General features: G+C 38.7%; 15 protein-coding genes. 9 read left to right on the top strand and 6 right to left on the bottom strand.

Annotated features, from left to right (window positions below; translation table 11 throughout):
• The first annotated feature begins 48 nt into the window (after positions 1 to 48).
• Positions 49 to 2,556: a primosomal protein N' gene (gene priA / locus ACXITR_RS03075; protein WP_457995762.1), complete on the top strand. Its 2,508-nt coding sequence runs from the start codon at positions 49 to 51 to the stop codon at positions 2,554 to 2,556.
• Positions 2,557 to 2,636: 80 nt separating this feature from the next.
• Here priA and ACXITR_RS03080 read toward each other — a convergent pair whose 3' ends face one another.
• The 3 genes from ACXITR_RS03080 to ACXITR_RS03090 form a co-directional block, all read right to left on the bottom strand.
• Complete coding sequence (locus tag ACXITR_RS03080; RefSeq protein WP_457995763.1) at positions 2,637 to 3,305, bottom strand: SDR family oxidoreductase; 669 nt, start codon at positions 3,303 to 3,305, stop codon at positions 2,637 to 2,639.
• A gap of 8 nt (positions 3,306 to 3,313) precedes the next feature.
• Positions 3,314 to 3,547: a (2Fe-2S) ferredoxin domain-containing protein gene (locus ACXITR_RS03085; RefSeq protein ID WP_457995764.1), complete on the bottom strand. Its 234-nt coding sequence runs from the start codon at positions 3,545 to 3,547 to the stop codon at positions 3,314 to 3,316.
• A gap of 83 nt (positions 3,548 to 3,630) precedes the next feature.
• Positions 3,631 to 5,193 (bottom strand): ABC transporter permease subunit, encoded by a 1,563-nt coding sequence (locus ACXITR_RS03090; protein ID WP_457995765.1) that lies wholly within the window; start codon positions 5,191 to 5,193, stop codon positions 3,631 to 3,633.
• Positions 5,194 to 5,414: 221 nt separating this feature from the next.
• Here ACXITR_RS03090 and ACXITR_RS03095 point away from each other — a divergent pair, with 221 nt between their 5' ends.
• From ACXITR_RS03095 to rpsN, 3 genes are all read left to right on the top strand, one after another.
• Entirely contained in the window at positions 5,415 to 6,167 is a 753-nt protein-coding gene (locus ACXITR_RS03095; protein ID WP_457995766.1) for an amino acid ABC transporter ATP-binding protein, read from the top strand.
• 161 nt (positions 6,168 to 6,328) lie between these two features.
• Positions 6,329 to 7,720: an NAD-dependent malic enzyme gene (locus ACXITR_RS03100; protein ID WP_446682545.1), complete on the top strand. Its 1,392-nt coding sequence runs from the start codon at positions 6,329 to 6,331 to the stop codon at positions 7,718 to 7,720.
• Between the two features lie 180 nt (positions 7,721 to 7,900).
• A complete protein-coding gene (gene rpsN, locus ACXITR_RS03105; protein ID WP_457995767.1) occupies positions 7,901 to 8,203 on the top strand; it encodes a 30S ribosomal protein S14 in 303 nt (100 codons plus the stop codon).
• Between the two features lie 44 nt (positions 8,204 to 8,247).
• Here the strand turns inward: rpsN and ACXITR_RS03110 are convergent, their stop codons facing one another.
• The gene (locus ACXITR_RS03110) at positions 8,248 to 8,556 is read right to left on the bottom strand and encodes a monovalent cation/H(+) antiporter subunit G (protein WP_457995768.1); all 309 of its coding nucleotides are present in this window, start codon (positions 8,554 to 8,556) and stop codon (positions 8,248 to 8,250) included.
• A gap of 99 nt (positions 8,557 to 8,655) precedes the next feature.
• Here ACXITR_RS03110 and ACXITR_RS03115 point away from each other — a divergent pair, with 99 nt between their 5' ends.
• The 3 genes from ACXITR_RS03115 to ribE all read left to right on the top strand — a co-directional run bounded on the left by ACXITR_RS03115 (position 8,656) and on the right by ribE (position 10,266).
• A complete protein-coding gene (locus ACXITR_RS03115; RefSeq protein WP_457995769.1) occupies positions 8,656 to 9,207 on the top strand; it encodes a peroxiredoxin in 552 nt (183 codons plus the stop codon).
• A gap of 9 nt (positions 9,208 to 9,216) precedes the next feature.
• Entirely contained in the window at positions 9,217 to 9,471 is a 255-nt protein-coding gene (locus ACXITR_RS03120) for a TIGR03643 family protein (RefSeq protein WP_457995805.1), read from the top strand.
• A 108-nt stretch (positions 9,472 to 9,579) separates the two neighbouring features.
• Positions 9,580 to 10,266, top strand: a complete 687-nt coding sequence (gene ribE, locus ACXITR_RS03125; RefSeq protein WP_457995770.1) for a riboflavin synthase — start codon at positions 9,580 to 9,582, stop codon at positions 10,264 to 10,266.
• 78 nt (positions 10,267 to 10,344) lie between these two features.
• Here the strand turns inward: ribE and cobQ are convergent, their stop codons facing one another.
• Positions 10,345 to 11,826, bottom strand: coding sequence for a cobyric acid synthase CobQ (gene cobQ, locus ACXITR_RS03130; RefSeq protein ID WP_457995771.1), 1,482 nt, complete (start codon positions 11,824 to 11,826; stop codon positions 10,345 to 10,347).
• Between the two features lie 320 nt (positions 11,827 to 12,146).
• On the opposite strand from cobQ, the gene ACXITR_RS03135 reads away from it, so the two are divergent.
• Both ACXITR_RS03135 and ACXITR_RS03140 read left to right on the top strand, forming a co-directional pair.
• A complete protein-coding gene (locus tag ACXITR_RS03135) occupies positions 12,147 to 13,298 on the top strand; it encodes a hybrid sensor histidine kinase/response regulator (protein WP_457995772.1) in 1,152 nt (383 codons plus the stop codon).
• Between the two features lie 49 nt (positions 13,299 to 13,347).
• Complete coding sequence (locus tag ACXITR_RS03140; protein ID WP_457995773.1) at positions 13,348 to 18,153, top strand: PAS domain-containing protein; 4,806 nt, start codon at positions 13,348 to 13,350, stop codon at positions 18,151 to 18,153.
• Here ACXITR_RS03140 and ACXITR_RS03145 read toward each other — a convergent pair.
• Entirely contained in the window at positions 18,146 to 18,730 is a 585-nt protein-coding gene (locus ACXITR_RS03145) for a hypothetical protein (RefSeq protein ID WP_457995774.1), read from the bottom strand. The two genes, ACXITR_RS03140 and ACXITR_RS03145, sit on opposite strands and share 8 nt — an antisense overlap.
• Positions 18,731 to 18,850 lie beyond the last annotated feature (120 nt).

An 18,850-nucleotide genomic window follows, 5' to 3' on the forward strand; every position in this document is an offset into this window, starting at 1 on the left:
TTAGTTAATCTTCCTTATAATAGAACAACGGTCAATTATATTATTGCTATGTATCCTCAATCTTCATCCATGCTTACTTTAGCAGAGCCTAAAACAGAATATGGTTCTAAAAATCATCCGTGGGTAGAGGTTTTGGTAGATTGCCCCTATGCAGAGGGTTTATATACCTATGGCATCAACGATGAAATGGAGGTAAAGGCAGGGGATATTTTGAGTGTACCTTTTGGTAATTCGGTGGTAGGTGCGATCGCCCTTAGACTGGTATCCCACCCCCCAGAAGGGTTAAAAATCGAGCAGATTAAGACAGTAGAAGATGTCATCACATCGGGGTTTTTTCCTCCTTGTTATTGGGAATTATTAACTAAGGTTTCGGAATACTATTTAACAGATTTAATCTATGTTATAAAATGTGCATTACCACCAAAATTATTAGGTAAATCCCAAAAAAGAGTTAGGCTTTTATTTGATAATATTCCCCCTGGGGCGCAAAACTTTTGTCCTCCTATGGCATGGCGAGTATTAGAACTATTACAAAACAGTAAAAATGGCGACTATACCTTTAGTTATATCAATCAAAAAATTAAGGGAGCAAGGAGAGGAATAAACGATTTAGTAAAAAGAAACTGGGTGCAAACCTATCTACAACCGCCCACAAAAGCTAAACCAAAATATCAAAAAGTAGTTACTTTTATTAGTGAAAATTCTGCCACCACCATCACCCAAAAACAAAGGGATGTCTTAGCCACCCTTAGAACAAACGGAGGAGAATTATCCCAACAGGATTTGATGCAACAGTGCGAGTTAAATAGTAACTCTGTGATTAATAGTTTGGCAAAAAAAGGTTGTGTCGTCATTCAAGAAAGGGAAAGTTTACGGCTTTTACAAAACTCCGCCCCTAAAAAAGATTTACCAAAAATATTGACAGATGAACAACAATGTGCATTGGACAAAATCAATAGTTTACAAGGGTTTAATATTAGCCTACTCCATGGGGTGACAGGATCAGGGAAAACAGAAGTATATCTAAGGGCGATCGCCCCTATTTTGGCACAAAAAAAATCAGCCCTAGTTTTAGTACCCGAAATCGGCTTAACCCCCCAACTCACCGACCGATTTAGAGCCAGATTCGGACAACAAGTGTGCGTTTACCATAGCGGATTAAGTGACGGAGAAAGGTACGACACATGGCGCCAAATGCTCACAGGAGAACCCCAAGTAGTTATCGGCACCCGTAGCGCCGTCTTTGCCCCCCTACCAAATCTGGGCATGATAATCCTCGACGAAGAGCATGACACCAGCTTTAAACAAAGCCAACCCGTTCCCCCCTACCACGCCAAAACCGTCGCCCAATGGCGTGCAGAATTAATCAATTGCCCCCTAATTTTAGGGTCAGCTACCCCCTCCCTCGAATCATGGCAACTCACCACAGAGGGGCAAAAAAACCCAGAATCTGAGCAAAAAAACCATTATCTATCCTTACCTAACCGAGTATATAACCGCCCCTTGCCCCCCGTAGAAATTGTCGATATGCGTCAGGAATTACGCAAAGGCAACCGTAGCATTTTTAGTCACTCCCTCGCCAACGCCCTCAGCAATCTTAAGGAGGAAGGAAAACAGGCGATTTTATTTATTTCCCGTCGAGGACATAGTACCTTTGTATCTTGTCGCAGTTGTGGTTATGTGATGGAATGCCCCCATTGTGATGTTTCCCTCTCTTACCATTATCCCAAGGAAGGGGCTACCCAACTGTTACGCTGTCACTACTGCAACCATACCCAAATTCATCCCAAGCATTGCCCAGAATGTGGTTCACCCTATCTCAAGTTTTTCGGCACGGGTACGCAAAAGGTATTATTAGAATTACAAAAAGAGTTTCCCGAATTAAAAATATTACGGTTTGATAGTGACACCACCAGCACTAAAAATGCCCATCGCCGTATTTTAGAGGATTTTGAGGCGGGCAAAGCGGATGTGTTAATAGGCACCCAAATGTTAACCAAAGGCATCGATTTAGCTCAAGTAACCCTCGTGGGGGTGGTTTCTGCCGATGGGTTGCTATTCCATTCCGATTATCGAGCCAGTGAGAGGGCTTTTCAAACCTTAACCCAAGTAGCAGGAAGGGCAGGGCGAGGAGATGACCCCGGACAGGTTATAATTCAAACCTATTCCCCTGAGCATCCCGTCATTGGGGCGGTACGCACCCACAACTATGCTGCGTTTATCGCTACGGAATTGGAGCAACGGGAGATGCTTGATTATCCTCCCTATGGTAGTTTAATTTTGCTCAAGTGTACAGGGGCTGATGGAAATAAGGTCAGGGAAACGGTAGAGGCGATCGCCGATGTTTGTGAACAAATATTACCCGATGATGTGGAAATTTTGGGACCTGCCCCTGCCAATGTGATGAGGGTAGCAAGGCGTTATCGCTGGCAAATTTTACTCAAATCCCTTGAACCTTTTTCCCCTGAATTAAAACAGGAATTATTAACCCTAAAACAATATTGTCCCAGTACGGTTTCTTTTAGTTTTGATGTGGACCCCGTTAGAATTGAGTAGGTAGGTGTTAGGATTTAGGAGTGAGTTATTAGGTTAAAGTTATCCGTAGCAAAAATGTTCAGTAGGTTAACTTTTTAGGACTAATTAACAGTTAAAGACTCACCATTATTTCTGAGAGATAAATTTAAGATAAAAGGTACAGCTTTTTTCACCCAATCATCAATAGAATCATATAACTTTGCCTGTTCACCAAAACAAATATTTAACATTTCAGTATTGATAATCCCAGGATTGAGGGCGACGGTAGCCAAATTACTGGGTAACTCTTGGGCAAGGGCTTTGGTTAACCCTTCCATAGCCCATTTAGAGGCACAATAGGGGGCTACTTCGGGGGAGGTAGATCTTCCCCAACCTGAGCTAAGATTAACGATAATACCCTCTTTTTTGTCCATCATTAGGGGTACAATCTCTCGAATTATATTAGCCGTGCCTTTGATGTTGACATCGATTAGTTGATCAAAATCGTCAACGGGTATTTCCCATAGGGGGGCTGGTTGATTGATAATGGCGGCATTATTAATTACTAAGTCAGGAATTTGGGGTAAAGATTTAATCCATTTTTTTACTTCTTGATTATTAGCTACATTGACAGGAGAAAAATAATGCTCTGGATATTTATGTTGTAATTCTTTGATGGTATTGTAGGAACGAGCGCACCCTATAATGGTATGACCTAAAGGAATAAATTTTTCTGTTAATGCCTTTCCTAATCCTTTACTTACCCCTGTAATTAAGATTGTTTTGCTCATAATAGTTATTAATAATTGAGTATATTTAAAAGTTCGTTCTTATCCCTTATGTTAGGGTAAATTTTTTCTTCTGGTAAAATTAAAACTGTAATACCATTACCACAGTGACCAAAGCAATATTTAGTGGTAATTTTAATATTGTCATCATCAATTTTTTTGATAACTTCTAGCAGTTGATTACTACCATACTTTTTACAAGATCTACCGTTGCAAATAACTATTAAACTAGGTTTTTTATCCATTCACATTTTTTTAAATATAAACAATTTTAATAAGTTGAAAACAATCTTAACTCTTTGTAAGAAATACATAGCAACCCATAACCTTAAACATTTTGTGAAGCATTTTTGCGTTTTGCTTGTGCCACGGGATTCATTTTTTGCTCTAACCATTTAAAAGCAAAAGAAGACAATGTAGTTAAACATAGATAAACTAAAGCCACAGCAAGATAAACTTGAAAGGCTTGAAACGTACTAGCTACAATTAATTGTCCTTGTCGGAATAACTCCGCAAAACCAATGACCGCCACTAAACTGGTATCTTTAATTAAAGTGATAAACTCATTGCCCAAAGGAGGCAAAACTCGCCTAAAAGCTTGAGGCATAATCACCTCTTTCAGAGTTTGTAATCGATTCATTCCTAGGGCTTCACAGGCTTCCCATTGCCCTTTGTCGATGGATTCAATGCCACCCCTGATGATTTCTGCCAAATAAGCAGCTACATTTAAACTTAAAGCAATTACCGCCGCAGGAAAACGCTCCAAACTCCACTGTAAGCCAATGCCCTGAAAAAGTGCAGGAAGCCCAAAATAGATAATAAATAATTGTACTAACATCGGTGTACCTCTGAAAAATTCCACATAAATGCGTAAAATATTTTTCACAATGGCATTATGGGAGATTAAGCCAAAAGCCACCAAGGAAGCACCAATGAAGCCAAAAAAGATAGAACACGCTGTTAAAATCAGGGTAATAATCGCCCCTTGGGGTAGTCTTTGGATTAGTAAACTTAATACCGATTGACGACTATCACCACTCAGGGGGTTAGTGGCAAAATCCGTAGAAGTAGTGCCAATTAGAGAGGGTGCAATTAAAGGCAAAACGAAAGGTTCTCCTGCAAACCATTTTTGATAAATTTGGTTATAAGTGCCGTTGCGTAAAATTTGAAATAAACCATAATTAAGTAACATTACTTTGTCGGAGTTGAAAGGTAAGGCAATGCCATAAAATTCTTCCGTGACTAATTCCCCCACTACTTTGACTCCCTGTAATCCCGCATCTTTAATGGCGTATAGTGTAACGGGGGCATCATTTACCACAGCATCAACTTTGCCGTTGACTAATTCCTGTAGTGCTAATACGATAGAATCAAAAGAAATTACTTCAGCATTGGGAATATTGTCTGCTTCCATAGCCCCAGTCGTCCCTATTTGTACAGCAATGGTACGGCCAGTTAAATCTTCAAAATCTTTGATATTATCATTATTTTCTTGGACAGCAATGGCTAATCCAGCTTTAAAGTAAGGGCTAGAAAAGGCCACTGTGCGCCCTCTTTCCGCTGTAATTGTCATACCACTGATGGCGGCATCCAAACTTCCCGCTTGTAGTGCAGGGATAATACCATCAAAGGGCATAGAATCAAATTGTATCTCTAAGCCTACTTCGTTACCGATGGCTTTCATTAAATCAATGTCAAAACCTTGCAATCCGCTACCATCTTCTGAGGGCATTTCAAAAGGGGGAAAGGTTGGTTCAGTACCTACCCTGAAAAGGATTGATTGACTTTGTGCCGATACGAAAGGATTCAAGGTTGTCAAAATAACAGTCATGAAAACGACTATTGCTAAGAGGATAGGTTTGCCGAATCGCTGAGGAAAGTGTTTAATCATTATTTTTTAATATTTTTTGTTAGGATTTCATTGGATTAAGCCTTAAATATGACTAGCAAAATAAAGAACTTTTGTAGTTTGCAATACATTTGATTAAAATTAAATTGCGTAACTTAAAATATACATAGCAATATTAGATTAGTGTGGCAACTATATAGTCAGCCAACGCCTATTTTATAAAATTTTAATTGTTCATCGGTTATTTTTAATAATAAATATTTATGTCTCACCCAGTTATTATTAGTGACAATTTACACAAGAATTTTGGTGATTTAGAAGTTTTAAAAGGGGTAAATGTAGAGTTATATAAAAAGGATGTTGTCTCAATAATTGGGCCTTCAGGTTGTGGAAAAACAACTTTTATTCGCTGTTTAAATCGTCTTGAAACGGTGACATCAGGAAAATTAGAGGTGATGGGATGTGAAGTTTCATCCCCTAAAATTGCAGAAAAAGCTCTTCATCAATTAAGAAGTAAAGTAAGTATGGTTTTTCAACATTTTAATTTATTTCCTCATCTTACAGTTTTACAAAATTTGATGTTAGCCCCCGAAAAAGTTCTAAAAAAAACCACCGCAGAGGCTAAGGAAAAAGCTTTACACTATCTGGATAAAGTGGGGTTATCTGCTAAGGCTAATTTTTATCCTGAGCAACTTTCGGGAGGGCAAAAACAACGGGTTGCGATCGCACGTAGTTTATGTATGGAACCTGAGATAATATTATTTGATGAGCCTACGAGCGCCCTTGATCCTGAATTGGTGGGGGAGGTGCTTTCTACCATGAAACAGTTGGCCGAAGAAGGTATGACCATGGTGGTTGTTACCCATGAGATGCAGTTTGCGAGGGAAGTTTCTAATTTGGTATTATTTTTCAATGGTGGAATAATCGAAGAAATGGGTAAACCAGAGCAACTTTTTTCTAATCCTAATAGTGATAGACTCAGAAGTTTTTTAAAACGGACAAATTCTTTTACTTAGGGTTTTCTGAAAAACTGGGAATGTAAATATTGGCGAAACTCACGGAGTAGGGCATTCATCATATTTTGATTTCCTTACCTTCTGTACTATTATCTCTTTCCGAAAGAATTTCTGTGAGCTACAATTCTAAAGACTATTATAATTATTGGTATTGAAAAGGAATGGCAGAATTAACCCCTAACCCTAGCTTCAGTTTGACGGTAAAATTAGAATTATTAAATAGGGCAGGTACTTTGGCAAAAGTTACCCAAGCTATTGCGGATGTGGGCGGTAGTTTGGGAGAAGTATTATTAATCGAACGTAGCTTAAAGATTACTAAAAGAGAATTACATATCGACGCTTCTAGCACCGAACACGCAGAGAGAATTGTTCAGGCGATTAAAAGTATTCCTGAAATTAAAGTATTACATATTAGCGATCGCACCTTCGACATCCACCGAGGCGGTAAAATCCATATCCAAAACCGTATCCATATTTCCTCCTCCTCCGACTTAGCCATGGCATACACCCCCGGGGTAGGGCGCATTTGTCGGGCGATCGCCGATAACCCTGAAAATGTTTTCTCCTTGACCATTAAAAGCAACGCCATTGCCATTGTTACCGATGGTTCGGCGGTTTTGGGGTTAGGAAACCTAGGCCCTGAGGCGGCCTTGCCAGTGATGGAAGGGAAAGCCATGTTATTTAAAGAATTTGCCAACATTGACGCATTTCCCGTGTGTTTAAATACTCAGGATGTAGAAGAAATCATCCAAACCGTTAAAAATATGATGCCCGTATTTGGGGGAGTAAACCTCGAAGACATCGCCGCCCCCCGTTGTTTTGAAATTGAGAGAAGATTACAAGAGGAATTAGATTTTCCCATCTTCCATGATGATCAACATGGTACAGCCATTGTTAGTATTGCGGCTCTGATTAACGCCCTCAAATTGGTTAAAAAGGAAATCAGTGATATTAAAGTAGTTATCAACGGTGCAGGGGCTGCAGGCATTGCGATCGCCCGTTTACTCCAAAAAGCAGAATGCCATGGCATCGTCCTGTGTGACTCGAAGGGTATCATTAGTAAAGATAGAGAAAACTTGACCCCCGAAAAACAATCTTTAGCGGTAGAAGAAAAAGGAAGCCTCAAAGATGCCCTCGTGGGTGCCGATGTATTTATTGGGGTAAGTGCGCCCAAAGTGGTAACTAGGGATATGATTCGGAGTATGGCAAAAGATCCCATTGTGTTTGCCATGGCAAATCCCATTCCCGAAATTCAACCCGAATTAATCCAAGATGATGCGGCGGTAATTGCTACGGGTAGAAGTGATTATCCTAACCAAATCAATAACGTGTTGGCATTCCCCGGCCTTTTCCGTGGGGCTTTAGATTGTCGTGCCAAAACCCTTACCACCGAGATGTATTTACAGGCAGCAAAGGCGATCGCCTCTTTAGTACCCCCCACCGTACTAGATAAAGAACATATCATTCCTTCCGTATTTGATGAACGTATCGTTCCCACCGTCGCCGCCGCCGTCCAACAGGCTGCCCGTGAAGCAGGAGTAGCTAGACTATAAATTTTTAAGTAGTAGGGTGGGCATTGCCCACCCATAAATTCTCTGACTGTTCCCTATTCCCCGTTCCCTGTTCCCTGCCCTCACGAGAAAGTTTTAGAATGAATCGGCCCTGCCACTGACAGAGAGAGGGAAAATCGGTTATGATATGATTTGCTGTGTTTATACGAAAAAATAATTTAAATGGCTAAAAAATCAATGATTGCACGGGAAGTAAAACGTGCAAAACTAATTGCTAAATATGCTGACAAAAGAGCAGAACTAAAAGAGCAATTCAAACAAGCTCAAGATCCCTTAGAAAAATTAGAACTTCAACGTCAACTACAACAATTACCCCTCAATAGTTCCCCTGTCCGTCAACGTAACCGTTGTTGGGTTACGGGAAGACCTAGAGGTTATTATCGTGACTTTGGTTTATCTCGTAACGTCCTCAGAGAATGGGCGCACAAGGGCTTATTACCCGGGGTTGTCAAATCTAGTTGGTAAGTTTGGTTGGGGCAAAGGTTGATTCCTTGCCCTTTTTTCTTTTGCTAAATTGTTGGCTCGTTTTCTACGGTAATTTTTGTTTTATCCTCTTCAGCAGTAGAACAATAAGCATAGACGTAGCTTAACATGGTATTCCAAATGGCAATGGAAATGATCGCAAGGATGAGTAGGGGAAGCTCTCGGGGAATCTGAAATAGTAATCCGATAATAATTAAGATTGACCCAAGACTATCGGAAACCGTAAGATTATGAATTTTATATAATACTGTCCTTGATGATAATAGGGATGAAGTACCCCAAAACCAGAAAAAAATACCAATGGCAATGAAAAAATAAGTAATTATATCAGTCATGGGCTTGTTTGATGTCCTCGAGATTTCCTTTTCAAGTTATGATCGATGGTATGGAAGGAGTCTATTCCTTGTAATTATATTTTAAGTTTATTTTTGATTATGTGGAAATCCATTTTTAAGGGCAATGTAATTATTGCTTTGATTTGTTCAGTTTGTTTATGGTTTGGGTTTTCTACCCCTGCCTTGGCTTTAGGTGGTACTCAACCCACTTTAAATGAACCAGCCCCAGAATTTTCTCTCCCTAGCAATGGCGAAGATGGAGAGGTATCTTTAAACGATTTTCGGGGTAAGTGGGTAGTGGTTTATTTTTATCCCCAAGATTTTACCCCGGGTTGTACCCTTGAGGCTCAAAGATTTCAGCGAGATTTAGCCGAATATGAAAAAAGAAATACTCAAATTGTGGGTATTAGTGTGGATGATGTGCAATCCCACGAGGATTTTTGCGATTCGGAGGGGTTAAAGTTTCCTCTGTTGGCGGATACCAATGGAAAGGTTAGTAAGGCTTATGGCTCTTGGTTAAGTGGTCGTTCTTTACGTCATACCTATATTGTAAATCCTGAAGGGATTTTGGTGGCGAAGTTTTTGGGGGTACGTCCTGTGATTCATAGTCAGGAAGTTTTGGCTGCCCTTGATGATTTACAGGTTAGTTAGGGAGTGATGATGAAATTACCAAAACTTAGTCAGGGGGATATTGATAGGATTGTAGAAATGGCTTGGGAGGATAGAACTACCTTTGATGCCATTGAGTTACAGTTTGGGTTGTCGGAAAAGCAGGTGATTGCTTTGATGAGGAAGGAAATGAAAAGCTCTAGTTTTAGGATGTGGCGTAAGCGGGTTTCGGGTAGGAAAACAAAGCATCTTAAAAAGCGGGATTTTTTGGTAACTCGGTTTAAGTCTGATAATCAGAAAACTTAGATTTAATAGAGCGGGGAGGGGCGCTCGCCCAGTGGTAAGATTTGCCCTTCTTTTTTTGTGATACAGTTAGAAAAAATCACCAGCCATTTCGCATAAACTAATTTAAGAGTGTTTACAGGATTAATACAAGGTACAGGGAAAGTTAAATCTTTAGGTAACGATTTATATGCGATCGCCATTGACCGCAAAAACCATGAAAAAATTACCCAAGCCATGGAATTAGGAGATAGTATCGCCGTAGATGGAGTGTGCCTCACCGTAGAAAAAATCACCAAAGATGGCTTTGTGGCTACCGCCTCCCCCGAAACCCTTGCTCGCACCACCCTAGCCAGAAGTACCCAAAATCAAAGCCCTGTAAACCTAGAAACCTCCCTCAGAGTAGGCAGTAAAATTGGCGGACACTTTGTTAGTGGGCATGTAGATGGTATAGGTTGTCTCACCGAATCCAAACAAACCCAACAATCATGGGAAATGACCTTTTCTAGCCCCCCAACCCTAAAATTAGAATGGGAAAAATATCTCGCCCCCTACATCGTTTCCAAAGCCAGTATTGCCATTAATGGTATTAGTCTTACCATCGCCGAGTGTGATTATGAAAGTAGTTATTTCAAAGTCGCCGTCATTCCCGTTACCTACGCCGAAACCAACCTCTCAAAAATGCACATAGGTGACTGGGTAAACCTAGAAAGCGACATCCTCGGTAAATATGTTGATAAATTAGTGAGCCATCGCCTCGGCAAACAACCCATACAAGAAAACATTACCCTCGATTTTCTTACCCAGCATGGATATTAAAAATATTCGGTTTGGTAACAAAGCAGTTTGGGAGAAGTCACTAATGGGGCAATAGGGAAAAAATAAGGTAATTGCTCATTAATAAAAATTACTTAAATCTAAATGTTCTTCTACATAGTCCGCCAAAGCATCAATTAACTCCTCCCTATGTTGACGGTAATTAGAAATACCCGTAGGCAAAGAAGATAAACCCCGTTTATGGCGTAAATGATTTAACCACGAGCGCCTCCAGGCACCATTATCGAAAATTCCGTGGAGATAACAACCCCATACCGATAAACTTTTATTGACTAACCCTAAACTAGAATCATCAAATAAAGCCATATACTGAACTTTTCTTTTTTTCACCAAAGGAGTAAGCAATTCTGTATAACCCTGATGAATTTCATAACCATCCACAGGAAAACCACTCTGAGGATAATTGGCAGACACTTCCCGTTGACGAGCAATTTTTTCAGGCTTAAGGGTAGTTTCAATCGGTAACAAATCAATACCCTTCATTTGGCTACAAACTCCCTCAAAATTATCAGGATCTAAAATTTGATGCCCTAACATCTGATAACCGCCACAAATGCCCAATATAGTACCCCCAGAATTTTCATAATTCTGAATTTTTTTGATCATCCCCGCCTCTTGTAATACCATCAAATCCGCCATGGCAGATGTGGTACCCGGTATGATTACCGCATCGGGAAATCCTATGTCCTCATGGAGTTCTACATATTCAATTAAAACATTTTCCTCCGCCTCTAGGGGATCAAAATCAGTAAAATTATAAACCCTTGGTAACTTGATGATTTTTATGTGCAAACTATGATTCTTGTCATCATAATTACGCTTCAATAATCGAAAAGAATCCCTCACAAGCAACTCAGCATCAAAGTAAGGTAACACCCCCAAAATAGGTATGCCCGTATATTCTTCTAACCATTCAATGCCAGAATTAAGAGCAGATTTATCTCCCTGAAACTTATTAATTACAATTCCTTTAACCAAGGCTCTCTCTTGGGGTTCAAGAAGTGCTAAAGTTCCCACTACATGGGCAAAAATCCCCCCTCTGTCGATGTCTGCCACCAAAATAGTATCAGCATTAAGATGGGTTGCTATCCTCATGTTACTTAAATCCTGATGTTTTAAATTAATCTCGGCGGGATTACCCACCCCCTCACAGATAACAAGATTAAATTCTTGCCCAAGGGTTGATAAAGACTCCTTCACAATCTCCCAGCCTTGCTCAAAATATTTTTGATGATATTCCTGAGGATGGACAGTACCCATTAAATGCCCATGGAAAAGCACTTGAGATGATTTTTTTCCTTGGGGTTTAAGTAGTATGGGATTCATTTCTACCCTTGGGGTTGTGTTTGCTGCCCATGCTTGAAATGCTTGAGAGTAGCTAATTTTTCCTCCACTACTGGTAATGTAATGATCAAAACCTGTACTTTGTCCTTGAAAAGGGGTTACTAGGCTTCCTCGGCGCCAAAAAAGACGACAGAGGGCAGTTATAAGGGTTGATTTTCCTGCGTGGGATGTGGTACCCACAACCATAATTGCTTTCATAGTTCGATTTATTTACAAGGGCAAAATATAGTTGTTTTAAAACCATTAATTTCCCTATTAGAATACCCAATTTCATGGAATTAAGTTGCACCCTTGAGTTATCCAAAAGATATAATAGGAAAATAAAAAATACAAATGTTTGTCTTTACTGTTTCACTACACTATTTTTTACTACATTCTTTTGAACAAAAAGCACCTTAAAACATCAGGCAATGAAATTAATATTCTGTAGATAGTATTGATACTTTGGCGATAGTGTGACACGTTGATTAAATATATTTTATGTATTAGAATTAAGGCAATTTACTATTACATAGCCCATGACAAATTACTCTATTCTCGTAGTTGATGATGAACCCGATAATTTTGATGTTATTGAAACTTTTTTAAGCTCTGAAGATTATGATCTTTATTATTGTTCTAGTGGATATGATGCCATTGCTTGGTTAGAAGATTTTGAACCAGATTTAATTTTACTCGATGTTATGATGCCAGAGTGGGATGGCATTCAGGTATGTAAAAAAATAAAAAGTCGAACTAGATGGAAAAGTATTCCTATTATTATGGTAACAGCTCTAAATTCAAAAGAGGATTTAGCTAATTGTTTGGAGTCGGGGGCGGATGATTTTATTGGGAAACCTGTTAATAGTGTGGAACTAAAAGCGAGAATAAAGTCTATGTTGAGGATAAAAACTCAACACGATCAAATTAGTAAGTTTTCTATTTTACAAAGGAATACCATCAATATATTAGCTAAGAATATGGATGAGCTAACAGGAAATATTGCGGTTAGTTTATCCCATGAATTGAATACCCCTTTAAATGGGATTATGGGGACTTTAGATATTCTGATTGATAATTTTAATAGTTCGGGGGATTTTGATTTAGATAATGATGAAATTCTGGAGTTATTAGATTATGCCAAGGTTTCTAGTAATCGATTGGTGTGTTTAACTCAAAGGTTTCTTTCCTATTTACAACTAGAAATTGCTAAATCGGACAAAAAAAATTTTGTTCAAGGGGAGAGTACTTTTTCTTCGTCAATAGTTGATGAGATTGTGAAAAAATGTGCCTATGATGCTTCTCGGATGGAGGATTTTGTTTTTAACATAGAGGAAGCCATGGTTGCTGTGGATGAAAAATATTTGTGTTTGATAGTATCAGAGTTGGTGGATAATGCTGTTAAGTTTTCGATGAAGGGTTCTTCCATTAATGTTGTGAGCTATATTAAGGATAATCAATTGCATATTTGCGTCAGTGATTTGGGTAGGGGAATGACTGCGGAACAAATTTCTAAGGTGGGAATTTTAATGCAATTTGACCGTGAAAAACAGCAGCAACAGGGAGTGGGTATTGGTTTAAAGTTAGTTCAGATGATCACTCAAGCGGTGGGTGGTATGATGAGAATTGACAGTGTTTATGGAAAGGAAACAAGGGTAACAGTTAGTTTACCGATGGGGGATGAGGGTTAAATTTCCCATTATTTACTGAATTTATTATTCCTAGTGAGGGAAAGGGTTGATGACACAATATAGTTTTATAGAACGAGAAGATTTAGAGTCTGCTATTCTTCGTTTTCCTTTGATGGTATCTCCTCAAACTAGGTTAAAAAGTGCGATCGCCCTTATGGGTGAGAAAGGCTGTTATGGGAATCAAGATAATGATAGACCATTGGAAATCCTCGAGACAGAAATTCGTTCTACCTGCGTGATGGTAGTAGAATCAAACAAAGTCGTTGGGATTCTGACCCAAAGAGATATTATCCAGATAAGTCTTAATTATTCATCCTTAGACAATCTGGTTATCGGTGAGGTGATGCAATCTCCTGTGATTACCCTTAAAGAAAAGGAATTTAATGATTTACCCTCCGCCATCAATCTTTTTCGTCAACATAATATCCGTCACTTGCCCATTGTGGATGAGAACGATAATTTGGTGGGATTAGTTACCCATGAAACCCTCATCAGATTATCCCATCAAGAGCAAACCAAACAACTAGAAGAAAAACAAAAAACAGAACAACAACTCAAAGAAAGTGAACACCGCTTCCGTCAACTAGCCGAAAACATAGACCAAATATTTTACCTCACCAACCTAGAATCCACTGAAACCTATTACATCAGCCCTTGCTACGAATCCATCTGGGGAAAATCTTGCCAAAGTCTATACGATAACCCCACCTCCTACCTCGATAATGTTCACCCCGAAGACAAACATATCGTCCTTCAAGCCCTCGAAAATCAAAAATTTGAACAGCAAACCACCCTCGAATATCGCATCATTCGCCCTGACGGAGAAATTCGCTGGATTTTAGATCGCACCTTTCATGTCAAAACATCTGATTTTACCCCCCCAAGGGTGTGTGGCATCGTTGAAGACATCACCGCAGGGAAATTAAACGAAATAGAACTAATTGAATCTACTAAGGAGTTAGAAATTATATCCCACCGTCTTCAAGAAGCCCAAAGAATAGCTAAACTTGGGCATTGGGAATATGACCACCTTGAGGATACTTTATATTGGTCACAGCAATGTTTCTCTATTTTTGAACTTGATCCCCATCAGTTTACCCCTACTTATGATAGCTTTCTTGAACTAACACATCCGGGCGATCGCCCCCTAGTCCATAAAAGTTACACAAACCACCTCAATAATCATAGTCCATATAACGTGTGTCATCGCATCATCACCCCCCATGGACAAATAAAATATCTTCAAGAGCAATGCGAAACAGAATACACCCCCGAAGGAAAAGCCATTATTTCCAGAGGCACAGTACAAGACATCACCACCCTAAAACAAGCCGAAATTGAACTAGCCCAATTAAATCAACAACTAGAGCAAAAAGTCGCCCTCCGTACCCAAGAATTATGGAGAATTAATCACCTTCAAAAAACGATCCTTAATAGTACCGACTATGCCATTATCTCCATCGACTGCCAAGGCTATATACAAACCTTTAACCGTGGAGCAGAAAAAATGTTGGGCTATACCTCCACCGAAATTTTAAACAAAACAACCCCCCTACAATTCCTTAACATAGAAGAAGTCCAAGCCCTTGGTTTGTCCATATCTCCAGAATCATCCCCAGAGATTTCCCTTAACTCCCTTGATCTAAAATCCCTCAGTAGCAAACTCAAACAAAACTTAAAACAAGAATTTACCATCCACCCCATCAAAAAAAATGGTACTTCCTTCCCCCTATCCATCACCATAAATCCCCTTAAAAATGAGCAAGGAGAAATAATTGGTTTTCTAGGCATCGGTAAAGACATTACCAAACAAGAAGAAGCCAGAATATATCGAGAAAAAGCAGAACAAAAACTAGCCCAATCCCAACACTTTCTCCAAACCCTATTAGATACCCTACCCCTATCGGTATTCTGGAAAGATACAAACTCAAACTTTCTCGGTTGTAACCGCACCCTAACCCGCCTGATGAATATCCCTGATACCGTAGATATTAGCGATCTAAGTAAAATAAAACTATCTTTCACCGCCGAAGAATTAAAGCAATGTAAAAAAGATGACCAACAAGTAATCTCCACAGGCAAACCCCTACTGATGATAGAAGAAAGTATGACCCTGCCCGATGGTAACTTAATGTGGATAGAAGCGAATAAAGCCCCCCTCAAAAATGAACGCAATGAAATTATTGGGTTAGTGGGCGTTTTCAACGATATTACCCAAAAAAGACAAGACAAAATAGAAAAACAAAAACTATTACAAGAATTGTCCGCCTTCAAACAAGGGTTAGATAAAGCCGCCGTTGTCACCATCACCGACGAAAAAGGAATCATTACCTATGCCAACGATCAATTATCAATAATATCTGGCTATAGTAACAATGAACTATTAGGCACAACCCATAAAATAGTAAATTCGGGTTATCATCCCCCAAGTTTCTTCAAAAATCTTTGGAATACTATCCAAAAAGGGGAGATTTGGCGTGGGGAAATTTGTAATAAAGCTAAATCAGGAAAACTATATTGGGTACAAACTACCATCGTTCCGTTTTTAGACCAAAATAATCAACCTTTTCAGTATTTAGCCATTCGCTTTGATATTACCTCTCGGAAATTAACAGAAATAGAAAACCTTAATTTAAGGGAACGCCTAGAGTTTGCCCTATCATCTAGCCCTGCTATTATTTACAGTTGTGATGCTAGCCGTGAAGAATTCCCCGTTAAATTTATTAGCCCGAATGTGCAAACTATTGTTAATTACAATTCCGAGGACTTTTTATCAGGTTTATTACGCTGGAATGATTTTATTCACCCAGAAGATAAAGAAAACATTGATCAAATCCTCAAAGAAAAACTTTTTCATAATGGTTATTCTTCCATTGAATATCGCTTTCTAACAGGCAATGGCGATTACATTTGGTTACAGGATGAAATGGTTTTGTGTAAAGATACCGAAGGAAATCCTCGAAATATCGTTGGTTATGTAGCTAATATCAACGAGCGCAAACAGGCACAAATACAACTCGCAAAGAAAAATAAACTGTTATCAACCATTAGTAAAGCTGAATCCCAATTTATTACCGCCGAAAATCGTCTAATTATTTTTGAACAACTACTCTCTGATTTATTAGAATTAACGGACAGTGAATATGGTTTTATCAGTGAGGTATGTTTCAAGGATGATGGTAGTGCTTTCTTGGAAGGAAACTTATTGAAAATAAAAGGTGTTCCTCACCTAAAAGCCCAGAGTATTACTAATATATCTTGGAATGAAGAAACCGAAAAATATTATCAAGAAAACTTTGAGCAGGGTATGGAGTTTCATAATATGGAAACCCTATTTGGTGCGGTTGTCGTGACGGGTAAACCAGTAATTGCTAATAACCCTAGCACTGATTCAAGGCGAGGAGGCATTCCTGAAGGACATCCCCCTTTAAATAGTTTTTTGGGCTTACCTTTTTTTAGTGGCTCTAAATTAATGGGTGTTGTGGGCATCGCCAATGCGGTGGGAGGTTATGACAATACTTTGATTGAGTATTTACAACCATTTTTGATGACCTGTAGCATTTTAGTAGAAGGTTTTCGCCTTGATCAACAAAAAAAACTGGCAGAAAAACAATTATTTGAGAGTAATCAGCAGTTAATTCGAGCAAATCGTCTTAAGGATGAATTTTTGGCTAATATGAGCCATGAGTTACGGACTCCCCTTAATGCCATCTTGGGTATGGCGGAAGGGCTATCAGATAAGGTTTTTGGAGATGTTAATGATCGGCAAATTAAAGCTCTCAAAACCATTGAGCGTAGTGGTACCCATTTGCTAGAGTTGATTAATGATATTCTTGATTTGGCAAAAATTGAAGCTGAACATCTGGAATTAGATTGTGATTCGATTTCTATTAGTAGTCTTGCGGATTCTAGTTTGGCTTTTGTTAAACAACTAGCTTTGAAAAAAAGAGTACAGTTAAATACGGATTTACCTTCTCCATTCCCCGATTTAATAGTTGACCAGAGAAGAATTCGACAGGTGTTAATTAATTTACTCAATAATGCTGTTAAGTTTACCCCCAAAGGAGGTAGTGTAACCTTAAAATTTTCTTGTAATCCTCCGTTACAAAATCCAGACTTTTTTACCCACATTTTTGAGAATCGTGATAATTATTCTTCTTTCAAAAACTATATTTACATTTCTGTAATTGATACGGGTATAGGTATTACCCCTGATAATATCAAAAAACTTTTCCAACCTTTTATCCAAATTGATAGTGCTTTAAATCGTCAATATGCGGGTACTGGTTTGGGATTATCTTTGGTGAAAAAAATTGTGGAATTGCATGGGGGGTATGTAATAGTTAGCAGTCGATTGGGGGTCGGTAGTTGTTTTACGGTTGTGCTACCTTGTAATTCTTGTAATACTGAGACAACTTCTAATAATGATCGCACTCTTTGGAATACTTCTTCCCCTAATATATCTTCATCGACTCTGGAAAAACCATTGATTTTGTTAGCGGAGGATAATGAGGCAAATGTTCGTACTATTGGTAATTATTTAAAGGCTAAGGGTTATCGTTTAATTTTTGCGGAAGATGGTGAAAAGGCTGTTTCTTTGGCTATATCGGATACTCCAGACCTAATTCTGATGGATATTCAAATGCCTAAGATGAGCGGTTTTGAGGCGATCGCCCTTATACGTCAAAATGAGCAGCTATCGAATACACCAATTATCGCTCTCACGGCTTTAGCCATGAAAGGAGATCAAGAAAAGTGCTTAAAAACAGGAGCTAATGAGTATTTGAGTAAGCCTTTGAAAATGAAGGAATTAGTCACTAAAATTAAACAGCTATTAATGGTTTCACCTACTTAAAGGGTTGTCCCCAGTGTTGCCATGATTCTTTGTTAAAGGGCGATCGCCACTTAAGAATTAAATCCCGTTCTAACCGTTGTCTGATATGACGTTCGGGGGAAATGCCCCACCAAAAAGCCGATCGCACATTAGTATTAAGTTTATACTGACGATGAAGTTCAATATATTTTTGAATATAGCTTTTACAATCGTGATTTATCCATCGTTGATAGGGAGATAATTTTGTTTCTCCAACGTACAATAATAAAGGTAATTCCGTATCTAAAATAAAATATAAACAGCTTTCACTCCCATTATACTTAGGTAAATTATAAAACTGATCCGTATGGGTAGGGATAGAAAAAGGATCAAAACTATCTGTATCCCAAGAAATATTATTTTCAGCGGTCAATAAATTAATTTGTTTTTCCTGCTTTTTTTTCGCTTCCTGTTGATAGTTATAAATTCTTTTTTTCCAACTTTCTAAATACTCCTCACTCATCTTATATTCAGCTTTTAAAGATGGTTTTTTAAATTTATAGGTGGCAGAAGGTTCAAATAAACTTAGTTGTTGATTTTTGTTAGTTTTGTATTCCATAAATTGAGTATTAATCCTATATTCTAACAAGGGGCTTAAGCCCCTTACCTCGTTGCCCTTTGCCCCATAGCCATTAGCCTCTTTCCATTTACTGATAAGTTAGAGACAGATGGGAGTTAG

The sequence above is a fragment of the Cyanobacterium sp. genome (genome assembly GCF_054166785.1).

Excerpts from the sequence above, each read along its gene's own strand:
- priA (WP_457995762.1), top strand. The coding sequence starts at position 49 with ATGTATCCTCAATCTTCATCCATGCTTACTTTAGCAGAGCCTAAAACA.
- ACXITR_RS03080 (WP_457995763.1), bottom strand. The coding sequence starts at position 3,305 with ATGAGCAAAACAATCTTAATTACAGGGGTAAGTAAAGGATTAGGAAAG.
- ACXITR_RS03085 (WP_457995764.1), bottom strand. The coding sequence starts at position 3,547 with ATGGATAAAAAACCTAGTTTAATAGTTATTTGCAACGGTAGATCTTGT.
- ACXITR_RS03090 (WP_457995765.1), bottom strand. The coding sequence starts at position 5,193 with ATGATTAAACACTTTCCTCAGCGATTCGGCAAACCTATCCTCTTAGCA.
- ACXITR_RS03095 (WP_457995766.1), top strand. The coding sequence starts at position 5,415 with ATGTCTCACCCAGTTATTATTAGTGACAATTTACACAAGAATTTTGGT.
- ACXITR_RS03100 (WP_446682545.1), top strand. The coding sequence starts at position 6,329 with ATGGCAGAATTAACCCCTAACCCTAGCTTCAGTTTGACGGTAAAATTA.
- rpsN (WP_457995767.1), top strand. The coding sequence starts at position 7,901 with ATGGCTAAAAAATCAATGATTGCACGGGAAGTAAAACGTGCAAAACTA.
- ACXITR_RS03110 (WP_457995768.1), bottom strand. The coding sequence starts at position 8,556 with ATGACTGATATAATTACTTATTTTTTCATTGCCATTGGTATTTTTTTC.
- ACXITR_RS03115 (WP_457995769.1), top strand. The coding sequence starts at position 8,656 with ATGTGGAAATCCATTTTTAAGGGCAATGTAATTATTGCTTTGATTTGT.
- ACXITR_RS03120 (WP_457995805.1), top strand. The coding sequence starts at position 9,217 with ATGAAATTACCAAAACTTAGTCAGGGGGATATTGATAGGATTGTAGAA.
- cobQ (WP_457995771.1), bottom strand. The coding sequence starts at position 11,826 with ATGAAAGCAATTATGGTTGTGGGTACCACATCCCACGCAGGAAAATCA.
- ACXITR_RS03135 (WP_457995772.1), top strand. The coding sequence starts at position 12,147 with ATGACAAATTACTCTATTCTCGTAGTTGATGATGAACCCGATAATTTT.
- ACXITR_RS03140 (WP_457995773.1), top strand. The coding sequence starts at position 13,348 with ATGACACAATATAGTTTTATAGAACGAGAAGATTTAGAGTCTGCTATT.
- ACXITR_RS03145 (WP_457995774.1), bottom strand. The coding sequence starts at position 18,730 with ATGGAATACAAAACTAACAAAAATCAACAACTAAGTTTATTTGAACCT.